18 protein-coding genes are annotated in these 16199 nt (G+C 64.3%); 8 read left to right on the top strand and 10 right to left on the bottom strand.

From position 1 onward, the window contains the following. Positions 1 to 59: 59 nt before the first annotated feature. Positions 60 to 1826 carry a SulP family inorganic anion transporter gene (locus BFD71_RS18650; protein ID WP_069265782.1) on the bottom strand — a complete coding sequence of 589 codons (1767 nt, stop codon included), beginning with the start codon at positions 1824 to 1826 and terminating at the stop codon, positions 60 to 62. Positions 1827 to 2237: 411 nt separating this feature from the next. On the opposite strand from BFD71_RS18650, the gene BFD71_RS18645 reads away from it, so the two are divergent. Both BFD71_RS18645 and BFD71_RS18640 read left to right on the top strand, forming a co-directional pair. Further along, positions 2238 to 2822, top strand: a complete 585-nt coding sequence (locus BFD71_RS18645; RefSeq protein WP_069265976.1) for an ANTAR domain-containing response regulator — start codon at positions 2238 to 2240, stop codon at positions 2820 to 2822. 19 nt (positions 2823 to 2841) lie between these two features. Continuing rightward, positions 2842 to 3963, top strand: coding sequence for a CmpA/NrtA family ABC transporter substrate-binding protein (locus tag BFD71_RS18640; protein WP_069265781.1), 1122 nt, complete (start codon positions 2842 to 2844; stop codon positions 3961 to 3963). 24 nt (positions 3964 to 3987) lie between these two features. On the opposite strand, the gene BFD71_RS18635 is transcribed toward BFD71_RS18640, so the two are convergent. The 5 genes from BFD71_RS18635 to BFD71_RS18615 all read right to left on the bottom strand — a co-directional run bounded on the left by BFD71_RS18635 (position 3988) and on the right by BFD71_RS18615 (position 8122). Continuing rightward, positions 3988 to 4281: an antibiotic biosynthesis monooxygenase family protein gene (locus BFD71_RS18635; RefSeq protein ID WP_028202455.1), complete on the bottom strand. Its 294-nt coding sequence runs from the start codon at positions 4279 to 4281 to the stop codon at positions 3988 to 3990. Positions 4282 to 4341: 60 nt separating this feature from the next. After that, on the bottom strand, positions 4342 to 5451 hold the full coding sequence (locus tag BFD71_RS18630) for an NAD(P)/FAD-dependent oxidoreductase (RefSeq protein WP_069265780.1): 1110 nt from the start codon (positions 5449 to 5451) through the stop codon (positions 4342 to 4344). Between the two features lie 160 nt (positions 5452 to 5611). Next, complete coding sequence (locus BFD71_RS18625) at positions 5612 to 6727, bottom strand: porin (RefSeq protein WP_069265779.1); 1116 nt, start codon at positions 6725 to 6727, stop codon at positions 5612 to 5614. Between the two features lie 193 nt (positions 6728 to 6920). After that, entirely contained in the window at positions 6921 to 7280 is a 360-nt protein-coding gene (locus BFD71_RS18620) for a protocatechuate 3,4-dioxygenase (protein WP_069265778.1), read from the bottom strand. Beyond that, positions 7277 to 8122 carry a gallate dioxygenase gene (locus tag BFD71_RS18615; RefSeq protein WP_069265777.1) on the bottom strand — a complete coding sequence of 282 codons (846 nt, stop codon included), beginning with the start codon at positions 8120 to 8122 and terminating at the stop codon, positions 7277 to 7279. Before BFD71_RS18615 ends, BFD71_RS18620 begins: the two co-directional genes overlap by 4 nt. Positions 8123 to 8495: 373 nt before the next feature. Here BFD71_RS18615 and BFD71_RS18610 point away from each other — a divergent pair, with 373 nt between their 5' ends. Then, positions 8496 to 9239: a GntR family transcriptional regulator gene (locus BFD71_RS18610; RefSeq protein WP_069265776.1), complete on the top strand. Its 744-nt coding sequence runs from the start codon at positions 8496 to 8498 to the stop codon at positions 9237 to 9239. A gap of 40 nt (positions 9240 to 9279) precedes the next feature. Beyond that, complete coding sequence (locus BFD71_RS18605) at positions 9280 to 10539, top strand: LysR family transcriptional regulator (protein WP_069265775.1); 1260 nt, start codon at positions 9280 to 9282, stop codon at positions 10537 to 10539. Positions 10540 to 10607: 68 nt separating this feature from the next. Here BFD71_RS18605 and BFD71_RS18600 read toward each other — a convergent pair whose 3' ends face one another. Further along, positions 10608 to 11492: a bifunctional helix-turn-helix transcriptional regulator/GNAT family N-acetyltransferase gene (locus BFD71_RS18600; protein ID WP_069265975.1), complete on the bottom strand. Its 885-nt coding sequence runs from the start codon at positions 11490 to 11492 to the stop codon at positions 10608 to 10610. A 130-nt stretch (positions 11493 to 11622) separates the two neighbouring features. Between BFD71_RS18600 and BFD71_RS18595 the strand changes: the two genes are divergently transcribed. Beyond that, complete coding sequence (locus BFD71_RS18595; RefSeq protein WP_141710721.1) at positions 11623 to 12120, top strand: hypothetical protein; 498 nt, start codon at positions 11623 to 11625, stop codon at positions 12118 to 12120. A 99-nt stretch (positions 12121 to 12219) separates the two neighbouring features. Here the strand turns inward: BFD71_RS18595 and BFD71_RS40615 are convergent, their stop codons facing one another. Both BFD71_RS40615 and BFD71_RS18590 read right to left on the bottom strand, forming a co-directional pair. Then, a complete protein-coding gene (locus tag BFD71_RS40615) occupies positions 12220 to 12372 on the bottom strand; it encodes an NAD(P)-binding domain-containing protein (RefSeq protein ID WP_370684288.1) in 153 nt (50 codons plus the stop codon). A gap of 52 nt (positions 12373 to 12424) precedes the next feature. After that, positions 12425 to 13165, bottom strand: coding sequence for an SDR family NAD(P)-dependent oxidoreductase (locus BFD71_RS18590; RefSeq protein WP_069265773.1), 741 nt, complete (start codon positions 13163 to 13165; stop codon positions 12425 to 12427). 121 nt (positions 13166 to 13286) lie between these two features. Here BFD71_RS18590 and BFD71_RS18585 point away from each other — a divergent pair, with 121 nt between their 5' ends. Beyond that, positions 13287 to 14177, top strand: a complete 891-nt coding sequence (locus BFD71_RS18585; RefSeq protein WP_069265772.1) for a LysR substrate-binding domain-containing protein — start codon at positions 13287 to 13289, stop codon at positions 14175 to 14177. 27 nt (positions 14178 to 14204) lie between these two features. Here BFD71_RS18585 and BFD71_RS18580 read toward each other — a convergent pair whose 3' ends face one another. Beyond that, entirely contained in the window at positions 14205 to 15095 is an 891-nt protein-coding gene (locus tag BFD71_RS18580) for a LysR substrate-binding domain-containing protein (protein WP_069265771.1), read from the bottom strand. A gap of 101 nt (positions 15096 to 15196) precedes the next feature. Here BFD71_RS18580 and BFD71_RS18575 point away from each other — a divergent pair, with 101 nt between their 5' ends. Together BFD71_RS18575 and BFD71_RS18570 are read left to right on the top strand one after the other, a co-directional pair. Beyond that, positions 15197 to 15787, top strand: coding sequence for a LysE family translocator (locus BFD71_RS18575; protein WP_069265770.1), 591 nt, complete (start codon positions 15197 to 15199; stop codon positions 15785 to 15787). A 2-nt stretch (positions 15788 to 15789) separates the two neighbouring features. After that, positions 15790 to 16182: a cupin domain-containing protein gene (locus tag BFD71_RS18570; protein WP_069265769.1), complete on the top strand. Its 393-nt coding sequence runs from the start codon at positions 15790 to 15792 to the stop codon at positions 16180 to 16182. The last annotated feature ends 17 nt before the right edge of the window (positions 16183 to 16199 follow it).

Raw genomic sequence — 16199 nt, 5'->3', positions numbered from 1 at the left:
ATCGAGGCGAAGTGCGGTGCGATGCGGCGCTGGGAGGCTGGCACCGCATCGGCTTTTCACTACCGTCCCGTTTGCGGCCCGGCCTCGTCCTTCGCGAGGCCGGTCTCGTCGACATAGCGATCGACAGCACTGCTCACGGTCGGATCGAAGCGCTCCGGACCGATGTCTTCGAGCAAATCGAAGCGCTTGAGCTTGTCGCGCACCGGGTCCTTCATCTCAGCGAAATGCAGCGCGATGCCGCGCTCGCGCAACGTATGAGTCAGTTCGCGCAGCATGTCGGCGGACGTGACGTCCACACTCGTCACGGGCTCCGCCGCCACCACGACCCGGCGCACCGGCGTGGGCGACGCTTCCACCGCCTCCATCAGGCGCTGCTGAAACAATTCGGCATTCGCGAAAAACAGCGGCGCGTCCCAGCGAAACAGCACGAGTCCCGGCGTGCGCACCGCTTCGGGATAGCGCTCGATGTCGTGATAGCCGCGCACGCCCTCCACACGGCCGAGCACTGCGAAATGGGGCCGCCAGCCGTCCCAGAGGAATTCGATCACGGCGATCAGGACGGCAAGTCCAATGCCGGGAATCGCCCCGAAGACCGCGACTGCCACGAAGCAACCGATCGACAGCCAGAACTCCCACTGCTGAATCCGGTAGATGCGTTTGAGATCCGCGATTTCGAAGAGGCCGAGCGCGGCGGCAATCACCACGGCGGCGAGCGCGCTATTGGGCAAATAGCGCAACAGATTGGGCGCGACCATAAGCAGCGCCGCCACGGCGAGCGCGCCGACTACGCCGGTTAGCTGCGTGCGGGCGCCCGCGGCTTCGGCAACCGGCGTGCGCGAGGCGCTGCTGCTGATCGGAAAGCCCTGGAACAAGCCGGCCGCGAAGTTCGCCACGCCGAGGCCCACCATCTCCTGGTTCGGGTCGACGCGCGCATGAAAGCGCGCTGCATAGGTACGCGAGAGCACGCTCGTATCGGCGAAAGCGATCAACGCGACGGCCGCGCCGCCCAGCACGATCTTGACCAGGTCCGCGTTGGCGACCCATGGCAGCGAGAGTCCAGGCAAACCCTGGGGAATCGTGCCCAGCACTTTCACGCCCACGGTGTCGAGATGAAAGAGACTGACCGAGAGCGTGGCCACGATCACGGCAATCAGGATGCCGGGCACTTTATCGAAGCGCTTGAGCGCGAGGATCAGCACGAGGCTTCCCGCGCCCACGGCGAAGCTGTACCAGTTCGCCTCGCCGCGCGCGACACCCTGGGCGAGGCTGAGCAGGTCTCTCATCGGCCCCTGCTCGTCGATGGAGATGGCGAAGAGCTTCGGCAACTGGCTAATGAGCACGGCGAGCGCAATGCCGTTCATGTAGCCGTAACGAATGGGCTTGGACAGCAGCTCCGTGATGAAGCCGAGGCGCAACAGCCCCATGACCACGCAGACGAGCCCGGAAACGATCGCCATCATGCTCGCCACGCCGATGGCGCGTGCGGGGTCGCCGCCCGCTACCTGCACCACCACGGCGAGTATCGGCGCGGCAAGCGCGGAGTCGGGGCCTAGCACGAGAATGCGGCTGGGCCCGAAAATGGCGTAGGCCAGCAGCGGAATGATCGTGGCATAGAGACCGTATACACCCGGCACACCGGACGCCGCCGCGTAGGCAATGCCGACCGGCACGAGCATGGTAGTCAGCACGAGTCCCGCAGTGAGATCGTTGAGCAACCAGGCGCGTTGATAAGTCTTCAACAACGTCACGCCGGGCAGCCAGCGCAACCAGGGCTGGCTTGCGCTGGCACTGGTGGGCTGTGCGTTGGGGGAAGCAGGTCTTTCCATTTCCATTGGCCGGTTAATTGTCGTGAGAATGCTGGCGCTGGGAATCGTGGAGCCGACGGCGTGCGCTAAAAAGAATAGGTGAAATATGCGTGTCACAAAAGACGCCGCGTCCGCGTGTCTTGACGCCGGAGTCCTGAGCGCGGACTCATGCTGCCCTCCGGCACTTTTTCGGGCATCGCCCGCGACCACTGCGCCAACTGGGTGCGCCGTATCGCCCATCGCACTGCTGCGGTGCACAACACATCGCGCGCCGAGTTTTTGCGCGGCGCGCCCAAAACCCCAACGGGCATGGCTTCGCGGCCAACGGACAAACTGGCACGCACCTTGCTGAACCCTCATGCGCGCCCAGCGATGGCGCGCAATGCACCGATTAACCGTCGAAGACGTCATGCCGACGACCACCGAATCCTCATGCTGCGCGTACTGCTCGTAACCGACACCGACAAGCCTATCGGCGACCTGCGCGACGCGCTCGCCAAGCTCGGCTACGACATGCTCGCCGAGCCCGCCACGCCGCAGGCGCTGCATCGCGTCGTCGAGCGCGAGCGGCCCGACGTCATCATCATCGACACCGAGTCGCCCTCGCGCGATACGCTCGAACAACTCGCGGTGATGAACGCCACCGCGCCGCGCCCGGTGCTGATGTTCAGCCACGATGCCAACCAGCAGCTGATCCGCTCGGCCGTGAATGCGGGTGTGACCGCCTATCTCGTGGAAGGGCTCGCGAGCGAGCGCCTTGCGCCGATCCTCGAAGTCGCGCTCGCGCGCTTTGCACAGGAAGCGCAGTTGCGCGAGCGTCTCACGCAGGCCGAAAACGAACTGGCCGAGCGCAAGCTGATCGACCGCGCGAAGCGCATCCTGATGGAGCAACAGAAGCTGACCGAACCCGCGGCCTACGCGGCGCTGCGCAAACGCGCGATGAACGAGAGCGTGAAGCTCGCCGAAGTCGCCCGCCAGATCGTCGCGCTCGCGCAAGCGCAGGAACGACCCGATTGAGCAGGAACGAAGCTCGCCCATGAACGCCACCCCTACCCTCGCCGCGCCCGAGAAAACCCATCTGAAGATCGGCTTCGTGCCGCTCGCCGACGCCGCGCCGCTTGTCGCCGCGAAGCTGCTGGAGTTCGGCCACGCGCACGGCCTCACGCTCGAGCTCTCGCGCCAGCCCTCGTGGGCGGCGCTGCGCGACAAGCTGCTGTCCGGTGAGCTCGACGCCGCGCATTCGCTCTACGGCCTCGTGTATGGCGTGCAGCTCGGCCTGGGCGGCCCGCAGACCGACATGGCCGTGCTGATGGTGCTCAACCGCAACGGCCAGGCCATTACGCTCTCGAACCGTCTCTCAGATGCGCTCGCCGAACACGGCTCGCTGCCGCGCGCGCTCGCCACGCTCGCGCGCAAGCCCGTGTTCGCGCAGACCTTCCCCACCGGCACGCACGCGATGTGGCTGTACTACTGGCTCGCTTCGCAAGGCGTGCATCCGCTGCGCGACATCGAGAGCGTGGTGATCCCGCCGCCGCAGATGGTGGCCGCGCTCGCCGAAGATCGCCTCGACGGCCTGTGCGTGGGCGAGCCGTGGCCTGGGCTCGCGCAGCAGCGCGGCGTAGGACGCACGATCATCGCGAGCGGGGCGATCTGGCCGGATCATCCCGAGAAGGTGCTCGCCTGCCGGCGCGATTTCGTGGTGCGCCATCCGAACACGGCGCGCGCGCTCGTACAGACGATGCTCGAAGCGTGCCGCTGGCTGGACGGCGAAGGCAATCGACGCGAGATTGCGCAATGGCTCGCGCGCCCGGAGATGCTGGGGGTGGACGCCGCGCTGATCGCGGCACGGCTCGAAGCGGACCCGGCATCGCACACGCCAGGCATGAAGTTCTTCGAGGAAGGCCGCGTGAACTATCCGCACGAATCCGAAGGCGTATGGTTTCTGACGCAGTTCGAACGATGGGGCATGCTCGCGCGCCGAAGCGACTATCGCGAGATCGCGCGCGGCTTGAACCAGACCGCGCTGTACGGGCAAGCGGCGGCGGCGATGGGAATCGCGCGGCCGGCCGGGACGGCCACCGCGCCGTTCGTCGATGGACGCGTTTGGGACGGGGAGGACGCGGTGGGGTATGTGGAGGGATTCGGTATCAAGGCGTAAGCGCGGCTGGCCGCGCCCAGCCGCTTACTTCACGACGACCTGCGTGTGCCCCACGACCGGCGGCTTCTCGAAGTACGGGCCGACGAGCCGGCGCCATTCCTGAAAGTCATCCGACTCGCGAAAGTGCACCATGTGATCTTCGACGGTGTCCCACTGCACGACGAGCACATACTGGTTCGGCTCCTCCACGCCGCGTTGCAATTCCACGCTGCGGCAGCCGCGTGCGCGATGAAAGAGCGGCAGCGCCTGCGCCACGTTTGCCTCGAATTCGGCGTTCTTGCCTGCGCTCACCGTGATATGCGCCATCTCGTAGACCATCCTGTTCTCCTTGTGATTCGCGTTGATTCGCGTTGATTCGCGTTTGATCCGCCACTGCAGTCAGTGTGTTTTCAGGCGTTCGATGATTTCGTGCGCAATCGCGAGCGAAGCCGTCAGCCCAGGCGACTCGATGCCGTAGAGGTTCACGAGCCCGCTCACGCCGTGCTCGCGCGCGTCCTGGATCACGAAGTCGCCGCCATGCTTGCCCTCGGCCAGCTTCGGGCGAATGCCAGCATAACCCGGTTGCAGCGCGTCGTCAGGCAGCGCGGGCCAGTAAGTGCGAATCGCCTCGTAGAATTTCGCCGCGCGGCCTGGGTCCACGGTGTAGTCGATCGTGTCGATCCATTCCACGTCCGGACCGAAGCGCGCCTGGCCGCCCAGGTCGATCGTCAGATGCACGCCCAGGCCCCCTTCCTCAGGCACCGGATAGATGAGCCGTGAAAACGGCGCCGCGCCCGCCAGCGAGTAGTAATTGCCCTTCGTGTAGCGCCCCGGCGGAATCGATTGCGCCGGCACGCCTTCGATGCATGCCGCGATCTGCTGCGCGTAGAGGCCCGCACTGTTCACCACGCGCGTGGCGAGCAATTCCATCGGCTCGTCGCCGCCTACCTTGAGGAGCGTCGGCTGGCCCGGCCGCACGAGGCCCCCCGTGACCGGCGAGCAAAACGCGAGCATGCCACCCGCCGCTTCAAAGTCGCCCTGTAGCGCGAGCATCAAACCGTGGCTGTCGACAATGCCCGTGGAGGGCGATTCGAGCGCCGCCACGCACTCGAGCGCGGGTTCCCGTGCGCGCGCCTCGCCACGGTCGAGCCAGCGCAGGTCGTCCACGCCATTGGCGGCGGCCGCCGCGCGAATCGCGCGCAGCGCATCGAGCTGCCCTTCGTGCGTCGCGACGATGAACTTGCCGCAACGGCTGAACTCCACGCCCTTCTCTTCGCAATACGCGTAAAGCTTGTGCTTGCCTTGCACGCACAGCCGCGCCTTGAGTGAGCCTTGCGGGTAGTAAATGCCCGCGTGTATCACTTCGCTGTTGCGCGAGCTGGTGCCCGTGCCGATGGCGTTTTCCGCCTCGACGAGGACGGTTTCCCAGCCCTGCTGCGCGCACGCGCGCGCAACCGCGAGACCGACCACGCCCGCGCCGATCACGACGCAATCCACCGTATCCGTCATGAAACTTCCTTTCTCGTCACGCGAGTGCTGTTGCGACTGGCGTTATTTTGCCCAATTCGCGAGCCTTTCGTGAAAGGATGCGCACCATGAAAAAACGCCGCCCCATCAGCCGATCGGGCGGCGTCAAACAACTGCCGGAGATGATGAAGCTAGCGGTGCATCAGAAGTGCGTATGCAGGCCCACGCGCGCAACCGCCTGGCTCTGACCGCTCGAAGCGCCGTCCGAGGAGTTCATGCCGTTGATCTGCGCGAGACCGCCCGAGCTGGCGCGCTGGTACACGCCCAGCACGTACACGCTGGTGCGCTTGGAAAGCGCGTAATCGACGATCGCCGCAACCTGGTGCGCGTGATTGTTGTCGACCACGTCGTTGCCCTTCATGTACATGTACGACGCGCCGGCGCTGAGTGCAGGCGTGAAGTTGTAGTGCGCGCCCACCGAGCCCTGATACACCGAGCCGCCGTTGGCCGAGTTGTGCACGGTGGTGAAGAGCGCGTTCGTGATCCAGCCGCCGAAACGGTAGTGCGCGCCGATACCCCAGTTGCGCACGCTCACGTCGCCTTCGCCCGTCACGACGGTCTTGAGGTTCGTATAGGCCGCGTTCACGCCGAAATCATGTGCCGAGTAGTTCAGCGCGAAGCTCGTGCCATTGGCCGTGCCGATCGAACCGGCCACGCCGCCGAAGCTGTACATCGCGCCCGCGCTGAAGCCGCCGAACGTCGGCGACAGATACTTCACCGAGTTGTTGACGGTTTCGCCAGCCATGCGGTCCCAGTCGAACGAACCAGTCGGGTTGTTCGGCAGCGCGAGCTTCTGGAACGGACCTGCGCGGAAATCGTAGAAATGGCCCGAGAGCTCCGCCGGATCGTTGCCCGCGAAATACAGCGAGTCCGTCATGAAGTCGTACTGGTTGCCGAGCGTGAGCTTGCCCAGCTTGTCGTTGCTCAGACCCAGAATCGACGTACGGCTGAAGAGACTCTTGTTCGGCATGAACGCGCCGTTGTCCACCTGGAACTGGTTGACGAGCTGGAAGAAGGCCTTCATGCCGCCGCCCAAGTCTTCCGTGCCGGTCATGCCCCACAGGTTCGGGCCGTTCACGCCGTCGTCCATCTTGACGTTGTGCTTGCCGCCCTGGTTGCTCACGTAGGTAATGCCCGTGTCCATCATGCCGTAGAGCGTCACGCTGCTCTGCGCGAACGCCGGTGCAGCACACGCCATCACACCGATGGCCACCGTAATCGCCCATGCAATCTTTTTGTAGTGCTTATGATCCTGCATTCTCCAGGTCTCCTGTTTTGAACAAACCTGTTTATTCGAGCATCGAAGGGTAGCGCTCTCGCCGCCCCGAGATCCGGCGAGCCGCAAGCGAGCGCGCGGCATGTGGGGCCACGCGGGTCAAACGCGTTCGAGTGGGCAAAATGCCCGCCCGAGCGCAAAAGTCAATCAGGAAATCAAACGGTCGGGCAAACGCTCAGACTGCGTCGGGCACCTTGCGCGTCTTCAGGAACGCTTCGAGGGTTTCGCCGCGCATACTGGCGTACATGCCGAGATTCGTGATCTTCACCACGCGCGCGAACTTCTCGAGCACGAAGAAGCACACGCCGTATTGAATGAGGCCGAGCCAGTCCGTCGCGTCGACGAGCGCGCGCTCCTCGCTGGTGAGCGCGGCGGCGTCGTAGGCGGCCGTGCGGTCGCGCAGCCACAGATCGCGCGCTTGCGCCAGACGCATTTCCCAGAAGAAGCGATTCAGGCGCATGGCCTTCATGCTCTGGCGAATGTCGAAGGGGTAGGTGCCCGTCAGTTCCTCGATGCCAACCAGTTGCGGATTCATTGCTGGCCCTCTTCTTCGTACACCGTGACCGCCATCGCCGTGCTGGTCGCGAGATAGTAGTTGCGATGGACTTCGCGGATCTTGCCGCCCAGCGCCCCGCGCATGGCGAGCCACATGATCGTCTCGACGCTTTCGGCGCCGCCAAGGCGCACGTAGTCCACGTGCTTCATGCGTGCGAGGCGCTCCGGATCGTTCACGATCAGGTCGAGGAACTCCATGTCCCATTCGGTGTTGTTGTAACCGCTGCGCTCGCCGTGCACCTGGTGCGAAAGGCCGCCCGTGCCGACCACCACCACGTCGAGATCCTGCTCGAACGATTCGATCGCGCGGCGCAGCGCCTGGCCGATCCGGTAGCAGCGGTTCGCCGTGGGCAGCGGATACTGGAGCACATTCACCTGGATCGGCACCAGCGCCGCGGGCCAGCCGCCTTCGTGCGGCAGCATGAGCGAAAGCGGCGAGTTGCAGCCGTGGTCGAGCGGCTTGTCCTGGAAGATCGTGAGATCGAACTCGTCGTTGACGAGCTGCTCGGCAATATGGATCGCGAGATCGGGGTGGCCCGCGATGTCCGGCAGCGCGCGCTTGCCCGCGCCTTCGTCGGCGAACTCGTGCGTGGCGGAAACGCCCAGTGCGAAGGTGGGATAGCAGTCGAAGAAGAAGCTGTTGGCGTGGTCGTTGTAGAACATCACGAGCGCGTCCGGCTTGCGCTCGGCGAGCCACTTCGCCACCGGTTCGTACCCCTGGAAGAGCGGCGCCCACGCGGGTTCGTTCTGCTTGCCCTTGTCGTATGCCATGCCGATTGTCGGCACGTGCGATGTGCCGATGCCGCCCACTATTCTTGCCATGATCTTGCCCTCTGCTGCTGTTCATGCGGCGCACTCGCGCCGCGCTGGACCGGATGCGCCGGCAGACGCCTTCGATCCATCACTTGGGATACGAAATTACAAAAACGCCGCCCAAACCGTAAGCAAGGGTTAACCACGATTTTTTCCCTTTCCCTCATGAATTCAAGGCTTGTGCGCGCTTGCGCACATTCGGCCGATCGCGCAAACCCGCGCGCCGCAACGGTTTTTGGTATCCTGAAACCCTGTTGCGGGAAGTGCGGCCGATCCGCCCCGGCAACCTCCTCATAAACGAAACAGATATCAAAAGAACGAACTCGCAAGGGCCGCGCGCGCCATACGCCGCGCGCCTCGCCCGCTGCGATTCACGCATGACATGAACGGGACGACCCAGCAAACCATCGTGCAGGCGCTGCGCACGCGCATCCTCTCCGGCGAACTCGAGCCCGGCGAGCGGCTCGTCGAGGCGCAACTCGCCGAGCGCCTCGGCATTTCGCGCACGCCGCTGCGCTATGCGCTGAGTGTGCTCGCGACCGAAGGCCTCGTCGAGCGCTCGGGCGCGCGCGGCTACACCGTGCGGCGCTTTTCGGTGACCGACGTGCTCAACGCCATCGACGTGCGCGGCGTGCTCGAAGGGCTCGCCGCGCGCACGGTCGCCGAGCGCGGCGTGGACCAGGCGCTCGCGCGCGCACTCGAAGACTGTCTGCGCGAAGGCGACGCGATTTTCGCGGCCGGCGTGCTCGACAGCGAAGCGGAAACGCGCTACGCCGCGATGAACGGCCGCTTCCACGCACTGATTGTGGAAGCGGCGCACAATCTTGCGGTGAGTGCCGCGCTCGGGCTCAACGACAAGATTCCATTCGTCTCGCCGGGCACGGTGGTGTTCGACAAGGCCGCGCAGCAGCGTCAGTTCATGATGCTCTCGTATGCGCACCGCCAGCATCACGCCATTGTCGGCGCGCTCGTCAACGGCGAAGGCGCACGCGTCGAGGCGCTGATGAAAGAGCACACGCATATTTCGAAGGAGAGCCTCAATCTCTCGGTCGACCGGCTGCATCTGAGCGCGGTCGACGATGGCGCCGCCGCCGCAGTTGCCATGGTTGCCACGGTCGCCGCATGAGACACGGCGCGTATCCCACCCAAAACGACATGATCGAGCCGTGAGCCAGCCCGAACTCCTGAACCTCGCGCATCTGCGCGCTTTTCGCCTCGTTGCCGACACGGGCAGCGCCACGCGCGCCGCTTCGGCCTTGTATCGCGCGCAATCGGCCGTCACGCGCTCGGTGCAGGAACTGGAGACGGCGCTGGGCGCGCCGCTCTTCGAGCGCAAACCGTCGGGCATGCTGCCCACGGCCGTGGGCCGCGTGGTGCTCGAGCGCTGCGCGCGAATTTTTGGCGAACTGGAAGAACTCGCGCAGTGGTGTGCAGCGCGCCAGGCGCGCCGGCGCGCGTTGAGCGAAGGCACGCTTCCCGCGTATCTGCTCAACACCCGGCGGCTGCAGCTATTCGTCGCTCTCGCGCGGCACCGCCATATGCCGAGCACGGCCAATGCATTCGGCATCAGCCAGCCCGCCGTGAGCAGCGCCATGCGCGTGCTCGAAAGCGGCTCGGGTGTCACGCTCTTCCATCGCGGACCGCGCGGCGTGCTGCTCACGGCCGAGGGCGAGACCTTCCTGCTGCACGTGCGGCGCGCGCTCAACGAACTGCGACACGTACCCGACGATATTGCGGCGCTGCACGGCAATATCCAGGGCGCGGTGACCGTGGGCGCGCTGCCATTGGGCCGCACGCTGATCCTGCCGGCCGCCATCGCGCGCCTTTCCGCGCAGCATCCGGGCGTGCGCGTCGTGACCGACGAAAGCGCGTATGAACTGCTCGTGGCGGGCCTGCGCGCGGGCGACGTGGACTTCGTGCTCGGCGCGCTGCGCGAAAACGATGCGGCAAGCGGCCTCGGCAACGAACGATTGATGTCGGAAGACATGGTCGTGCTCGCGCGGCGCGATCATCCATTCGCGAAAAAGCATAGCCTCACGCTCAACGATCTGCGTGATGCTCAATGGATACTTTCACGCACGCATTCGCCTTCGCGCGGGCTGCTCGAAGCGCAGTTCCGCCGCGTGAAGCTCAAGCCGCCCCTGCCCACCGTCGAAACCGCCGATCTCGCCGTGATTCGCGGGTTGCTGCTTGGCACGGACATGATCACGGCGCTCTCGGCGCAGCAGTTGCACTACGAAATCGAATCGGGCCAGTTGGTGATTCTCGACGTGCCGCTGCAGCACACACGCCGCGATATCGGGCTGACACTGCGCGCGCAGGGCTCGCCCTCGCCTGCGGCACGCGCGCTGATCGACGCGATCCGGCTCGCGGTGATGGAGGTTGCGCCCGCAACGCGTGTGGTGGAGGGGCGGCGCGCGGGGTGAATCCGCAAGCCCCATGAGACGATCGTCAGCGAGAATCGAAAGTCCGTAGTGCAAAGCGTTGCGCTCGTTCAGTCCAGGCGCTTTTCGAACCAGTGATGGGCATACGGTTCGGCGTTGAATGCATCGACTTCGACGAATCCAGATTGCCTGTATAGCGATATCGCCTCACACAGCGTTCGATTCGTCTCCAGACGAATAACGCGCGCCTTGGCCTGGCGGGCACGTTTCTCCGCCTCGACGATCAAGCGGCGGCCGACGCCCATACCGCGTGCGGAAGGACTCACCCACATTCTCTTGAGTTCGGCCGGGGACTTCTTGTGGAATTTCAGCGCGACACAGCCGATCGGGTCGCCGTGGAGTCTCGCGACGATTAGCGCGCCTGCGGGCGCCGTCAGTTCGACAGCATCTGCCGACAGGCTCAGGGACGGGTCGAATCCGGCTTCAAAACGCTGGTCGAGTTCGCTGAAGTACTGTTCAAAGCACCACCGCGCGTCACTGCTATCCGGGTCCTCGAGCGCAAAATGCACGAGCGATGCCTGCAGCAAACGTTCGACCTCGAACATGGCTTCGACCAGTCGCTGACGCTGTTTCTCTCCGAGAGGTTCGAGCACGCGTAACGCGACCGCGTCGGAGAGCCGTTCGAGTTCAGCCCTTTCGACGAGACCCGCCTCAGTCAGGCAAGCCCGGCGAACCCGGCGGTCGTTCGAATCGGTGAGGACAACGACCAGTTTTTGCCGCTCGAGCGACGCCAGCGTACGGCTGACATAACCCGAATCAAGACTCAGCCGCGCGCGCAGCGTACGGATATCCGCCCCTTCGACACCGATCTCCCATAGCAGGCGCGATTCACCCATCGGGCGGCCTCGTCCGAGGAAATGATCGTCGATAGCGCCGATGCTTTCCGCGACGATGCGGTTAAACCGACGAATCTGAGGAATCGAGGACGCGCTCATATCTCTGACTCTAGTCAGAGATATCGAATCCGTCAACCGCGCATGCATTGCCCGCTCGTCGAGTCAAACAAATGCGATGCCAGGGTTAACCTCGATAAATATATGCATAACGCACGCCGTAATAGTGGAGATGAGAACGCTAACGTTTGCGCAGAGACTACGAGCAGGCAGGAACCAAGAACCCACTAACCGGAGTCATTGCGCCCGCATCGCGCTCGCAGCCTTCGTCACCGCCCTCGCGGGATGCGGAAATGCCGTTTCGGATTCGGACATCCAGTTCGTCACGGCCGCCATGCCGGCGCAATTCGAGGCGTTCCGCATGTACGGCGCGGTCCCCTTTCGCGACGGCTCACCCGGTTTGTCTGCTCATGCGCCGGCCAGGCTCCAGCAGGGCTGCGAGGCGGTCGTTCGTTCGGCGAAGGGCAGCTTTCGCGAGTCGGTGGTCCTCGACAGCGAATCGGCCGAGTACTTCGAACTCGATGTCTCGCGTACGCCCGACGGATGGACTGTGACAACCGACAGCCTTGCCGCACCGAGCGGCAACTCCGTGGGACTTCGCACCCAGTTCACGAACTGCCTGACCGCAATCAAGGACAAGCTTCGGGCCCAGCCGGAGCGGGTACAGTGAGCCATGCTCCCGCATGGCGAACGGGCAGCGTCCGTCCACAAGCAACGCCATGCCCGTTATGAAAGCGCTCTCGCGGCAAGCGAGTTAGCGCGCGGCCGGTCAATCCAGCGACGGCCCAATCTGCGCTGCGAGCGAATCGACCGGGCGTCTGCCTGCCATGGCTACCTCGATGCCCTGATCGGCAAATGCCTGCGCGATGGCCGTGCCGATCTTGCCGAGCCCGATGATTGCATAGCTAATTGCACCCTCCATTCGTATTCCTGAATAACAGGAAATCACTTTGGCCGATTGTGTGCATCGGTTGTCAGACCTGGCCGATGCCGCCGTCATTCATCAGATCCGCGCCCGTCATATACGAACTCTGTTCGGAGGCGAGAAAGAGTGCCGCGCTGGCCATCTCCTCGGCGCGGGCGAGTCGACCGAGCGGGACCATGCTTTTGTACATGCTCACCAGATCCTCGCGCGTCGCCGACTGGGCGTCGAGTATCGGCGTGTCGGTGACGCCAGGACTGAGCATGTTGACGCGAATGCCGCGATCCTTGAATTCGGCGGCCCAGGTGCGCGCATAGGAACGCAACGCGGCCTTGGTCGCCGCGTAGGCCGTGTGCCCGGGAATGCCCATGACGTGCATGGCCGAAGAAACCAGGATGATCGATCCGCCCCCTGTCATCATCGGCAGCAGCTTCTGCACCAGAAAGACGGGGCCGCGCGCCATGAGGTTGAATGCCTTGTCGAAATGCTCTGGGGTGATGGTGTCGATCGAAGCCTGCTCGGTAAAGCCCGCGTTCGACACGATGATGTCCACGACACCCTTTTCTTCCCTGACCGCCGCGGCGACGCGGTCGAGGTCATCGAGGTTCGCGGCGTCGGCCTGAATCGCAGTCACGTTGCGTCCGATCAGTTTGGCAGCCTCTTCGAGCGGACCTTGCCTACGGCCAAAGATAAAGACGTGCGCGCCTTCGGCGACGAACCGCTGGGCAATCGCCAAGCCGATACCTGTCGTTGCGCCGCTAATGACGGCGACCTTGCCTGTGAGAGTCGACATTGAAATTCCTGCTTGTTGGTGAACGGAATCGACATCGTAATTGCCGCCCCAACGAATGATAATCAGCGGAGTTATCATGAGATCTATTCTTCGAGGGAATGGGTCTCACGAGAGACATGCAATGGATCGATTTCACGAATTGAACGCCTTCATCGCCGTTGTCGAAGCGGGAGGCTTTTCCGCAGCGGCGCGTAGAACCGGCGATTCACAGTCCGCCATCAGCAAGGCGATCGGTGCGCTGGAAAAACGCCTCGGCGTGCAGCTATTGAACCGCAGCACACGCAGCGTGACTCTCACTGATCAAGGGCAGAAATACTACGAGCGCACCAAGCCGTTGCTCGACGAAATCGAGGTAGCCGACAACGAACTGAGCAGCAGCACGCTCGATGTCTCGGGCCTGGCCCGCATCGCCGCCGCCTCGACGTTCGGCCGCCTGCACGTTCTCCCGCTCATTCCCGAACTGCTGTCGCGCCATCCTGGTCTTCGGGTCGATCTCGTGTTGTCGGATTTCGTTCGCGATATGGTGGAGGATCGAATCGATCTCGCGATTCGCGTGGGTACCATCAACGATCCAGATTCGGTCGTGCGGAAAATCGCGAGCACCCCGCTGGTCTGCGTGGGATCGCGCCGCTATTTCGAGCAGCACGGCATACCGAAGGATCCTGCGGAACTCGCGAGGCACAATTGCCTCGTCTATGGCGGTCTGATGGAATCGGCGAACTGGCCGTTTCATGGGCCGCAAGGGCGCTTCAACGTGCCGGTCCAAGGCAACCTGTCGTCCAATAGCGTCGAGACGATACGATCGGCCGTGCTCGCGGGTGTGGGAATCGGCCTCTTCGCGAAGCTCTCGCTCTCCGCCGAACTCGAGCATCCCGACATCGTCACCGTGCTGGACGACTTCATTGGGGACGCCCGTGATGTCAGCATCGTCTGGCCGAGCCGTCGCTTCGTGCCTGCGCGCGTGCGCCGGATCACCGACTTTTTTGCGGATGCCCTACCGCAGCGCTTGTAGAAGCGCGACGGCCTCGAACGCAAGAGATCAGGCAATGCTCGCGAGCTGCGGGCGTCGAGTGCCTGCGTCGTTCGACATCGATTCGCGCACGTGGCGCGCGAATTCCTGCGCCGCGGGCTGAACCGTCGCGGGCAATCGCAGGCAGATCGCGAACGGCGGCAGCGCGGGCAAGCCGGTTGCTTGAGGCGCGAGCGTCTCGAGGTCGGCCGGCACCGTGGAGGCGAGCCAGGTCGTGATCGCGAGGCCCGCACGCACCGTCGCAGCGGTCGCCTCGATGTTGCCGCTCTCGAATACCGTGCGCCACGCAATGCCCTCCTCTGCAAGCGCGCCGAGCACGACCGGCCGGAAGGCACATCGCTCGTCCACCATCGACAGCGGCAACGGCCGCTTCTGCCAGGCATCGCTGCCGCGCCCCTTGACCCATACCAACGGCTCGATGCGGACGACTTCGCCTTCGGCTTCGCTCTCGACATATTCGACCAGCGATATATCCACGCGGCCGCTATGCACCGCTTCACTCAATTCCGGCGACGCCGCACACACGAGCGAAATCTCCACTTGCGGATGCGCATCGGCGAACGCCTTCATCGCCGGGGCGAGCGGTGTCACGAGATCGTAGGGCACGCCCACGCGCAGGCTGCCGCGCAGTGATCGGCCCGTCATATCGGCCCAGATTTCGTCGTTCAACTGCAGCAGCTGGCGCGCCTTCACGAGAAATGACTCGCCATGGCGCGATAGCTCCAGCTTGCGCGTCTTGCGCACGAACAGCAGGCAATCCAGCACGTCTTCGAGACGCTTCACCTGCTGGCTCACGGCGCCTTGCGTCATATGCAGCAGATTCGCGGCGACCGTCATGCTGCCGCTGTCGGCGACGGCAACAAAGGTGCGGATCAGATCGAGGTCGAGGTTTCGGCTCATGGATGCATTATGCCGCGTAATGAATCGCATCAGGATTATTGCCTTTGATGATGCGGCGGCGATCCGTACAGTGCAAGTTTCATTCTTCCGGATCTGCACCGATGACCTCGATCCTGCCGCTTCTCCTGTTTGTCGTCATTGCGACCGTGACGCCCGGCGGCGCCACCACGCTCGCCACCGCTTCGGGTGCGCGCTTCGGTTTCGCGCGTTCGATTCCGCTGATGCTCGGCATCGCGATCGGCCTGGCTGTGCTCGCCGCCGTCGCCGGGCTCGGCCTGGGCGGTCTGCTGCTCGCGCTGCCGTCGCTGCAAACGGCGGTCAAGGCAGTCGGCTCCGCGTATCTGCTGTGGCTCGCGTGGCGCATCGCGCGCAGCGGGCCGCCGAACGCAGGTAACGGCCCCGCGCACCCCATCACGCTCGTCAACGGATTCCTGCTGCTATGGCTCAACCCGAAAAGCTGGGCGATGACGATCGGCGCCGCGGCGTCGTTCGCGCTGCTCGCAAGCAGTCCGAACCGACTCGCGCTGCTGCTCAGCGCTGCGTTCGGCGTGGCCGCATGCGTCTCGCTCGCGCTGTGGTGTGCGCTCGGCGTGCTGCTCGCCCGCCTCTTTCGCACGCCGCGCCATTGGCGCATCCTTAACCTTGCGATGGGCGTACTGCTCGCCGCATCCGTCATTCCAGCATGGAGATAACGATGTCCGGTCATCCGTTTGCCGAATCGTTCGACCTCGAAGCCGCATTCGCCGGCGTGTCCGATTACTGGTCGCCGAAAGTCGTCGCCCAGGTCAACGATCAGTACGTGAAGGTTGCCAAAGTGCGCGGGCAGCTCGTGTGGCACGACCACGAGCACGAGGACGAACTGTTCTTCGTCGTGCGCGGGCACCTGAAAATCGAGTATGAGGACGGGCGTGTCGTCGATCTGCCCGCGGGCTCGATGCACGTCGTGCCGCGCGGCACGCTGCACAATCCCGTCGCAGAGGACGAATGCTGGGTCGTGCTGATCGAGCCCGTGCAGACATTGCATACCGGGCGCGTGGAATCGCCGTTGACGAGGACGATCGACGAGCAGTTGGGCCAAGCGCGCTGAGGCGGCCTGGCCCGCGG

This window comes from Paraburkholderia nodosa (assembly GCF_001718195.1).
Classification (GTDB): Bacteria; Pseudomonadota; Gammaproteobacteria; order Burkholderiales; family Burkholderiaceae; genus Paraburkholderia; species Paraburkholderia nodosa_A.
Note: the sequence above shows the minus strand (reverse complement) of the source record. Positions and strands in the feature narration are given on the sequence as shown.

What these genes read in the sequence shown, in the direction of transcription:
- BFD71_RS18590 (WP_069265773.1), bottom strand. Translation starts at nt 13,165, where the DNA reads ATGTCGACTCTCACAGGCAAGGTCGCCGTCATTAGCGGCGCAACGACA.
- BFD71_RS18630 (WP_069265780.1), bottom strand. Translation starts at nt 5,451, where the DNA reads ATGACGGATACGGTGGATTGCGTCGTGATCGGCGCGGGCGTGGTCGGT.
- BFD71_RS40615 (WP_370684288.1), bottom strand. Translation starts at nt 12,372, where the DNA reads ATGGAGGGTGCAATTAGCTATGCAATCATCGGGCTCGGCAAGATCGGC.
- BFD71_RS18615 (WP_069265777.1), bottom strand. Translation starts at nt 8,122, where the DNA reads ATGGCAAGAATAGTGGGCGGCATCGGCACATCGCACGTGCCGACAATC.
- BFD71_RS18575 (WP_069265770.1), top strand. Translation starts at nt 15,197, where the DNA reads ATGACCTCGATCCTGCCGCTTCTCCTGTTTGTCGTCATTGCGACCGTG.
- BFD71_RS18595 (WP_141710721.1), top strand. Translation starts at nt 11,623, where the DNA reads ATGAGAACGCTAACGTTTGCGCAGAGACTACGAGCAGGCAGGAACCAA.
- BFD71_RS18580 (WP_069265771.1), bottom strand. Translation starts at nt 15,095, where the DNA reads ATGAGCCGAAACCTCGACCTCGATCTGATCCGCACCTTTGTTGCCGTC.
- BFD71_RS18625 (WP_069265779.1), bottom strand. Translation starts at nt 6,727, where the DNA reads ATGCAGGATCATAAGCACTACAAAAAGATTGCATGGGCGATTACGGTG.
- BFD71_RS18600 (WP_069265975.1), bottom strand. Translation starts at nt 11,492, where the DNA reads ATGAGCGCGTCCTCGATTCCTCAGATTCGTCGGTTTAACCGCATCGTC.
- BFD71_RS18620 (WP_069265778.1), bottom strand. Translation starts at nt 7,280, where the DNA reads ATGAATCCGCAACTGGTTGGCATCGAGGAACTGACGGGCACCTACCCC.
- BFD71_RS18610 (WP_069265776.1), top strand. Translation starts at nt 8,496, where the DNA reads ATGAACGGGACGACCCAGCAAACCATCGTGCAGGCGCTGCGCACGCGC.
- BFD71_RS18635 (WP_028202455.1), bottom strand. Translation starts at nt 4,281, where the DNA reads ATGGTCTACGAGATGGCGCATATCACGGTGAGCGCAGGCAAGAACGCC.
- BFD71_RS18650 (WP_069265782.1), bottom strand. Translation starts at nt 1,826, where the DNA reads ATGGAAAGACCTGCTTCCCCCAACGCACAGCCCACCAGTGCCAGCGCA.
- BFD71_RS18645 (WP_069265976.1), top strand. Translation starts at nt 2,238, where the DNA reads ATGCTGCGCGTACTGCTCGTAACCGACACCGACAAGCCTATCGGCGAC.
- BFD71_RS18570 (WP_069265769.1), top strand. Translation starts at nt 15,790, where the DNA reads ATGTCCGGTCATCCGTTTGCCGAATCGTTCGACCTCGAAGCCGCATTC.
- BFD71_RS18585 (WP_069265772.1), top strand. Translation starts at nt 13,287, where the DNA reads ATGGATCGATTTCACGAATTGAACGCCTTCATCGCCGTTGTCGAAGCG.
- BFD71_RS18640 (WP_069265781.1), top strand. Translation starts at nt 2,842, where the DNA reads ATGAACGCCACCCCTACCCTCGCCGCGCCCGAGAAAACCCATCTGAAG.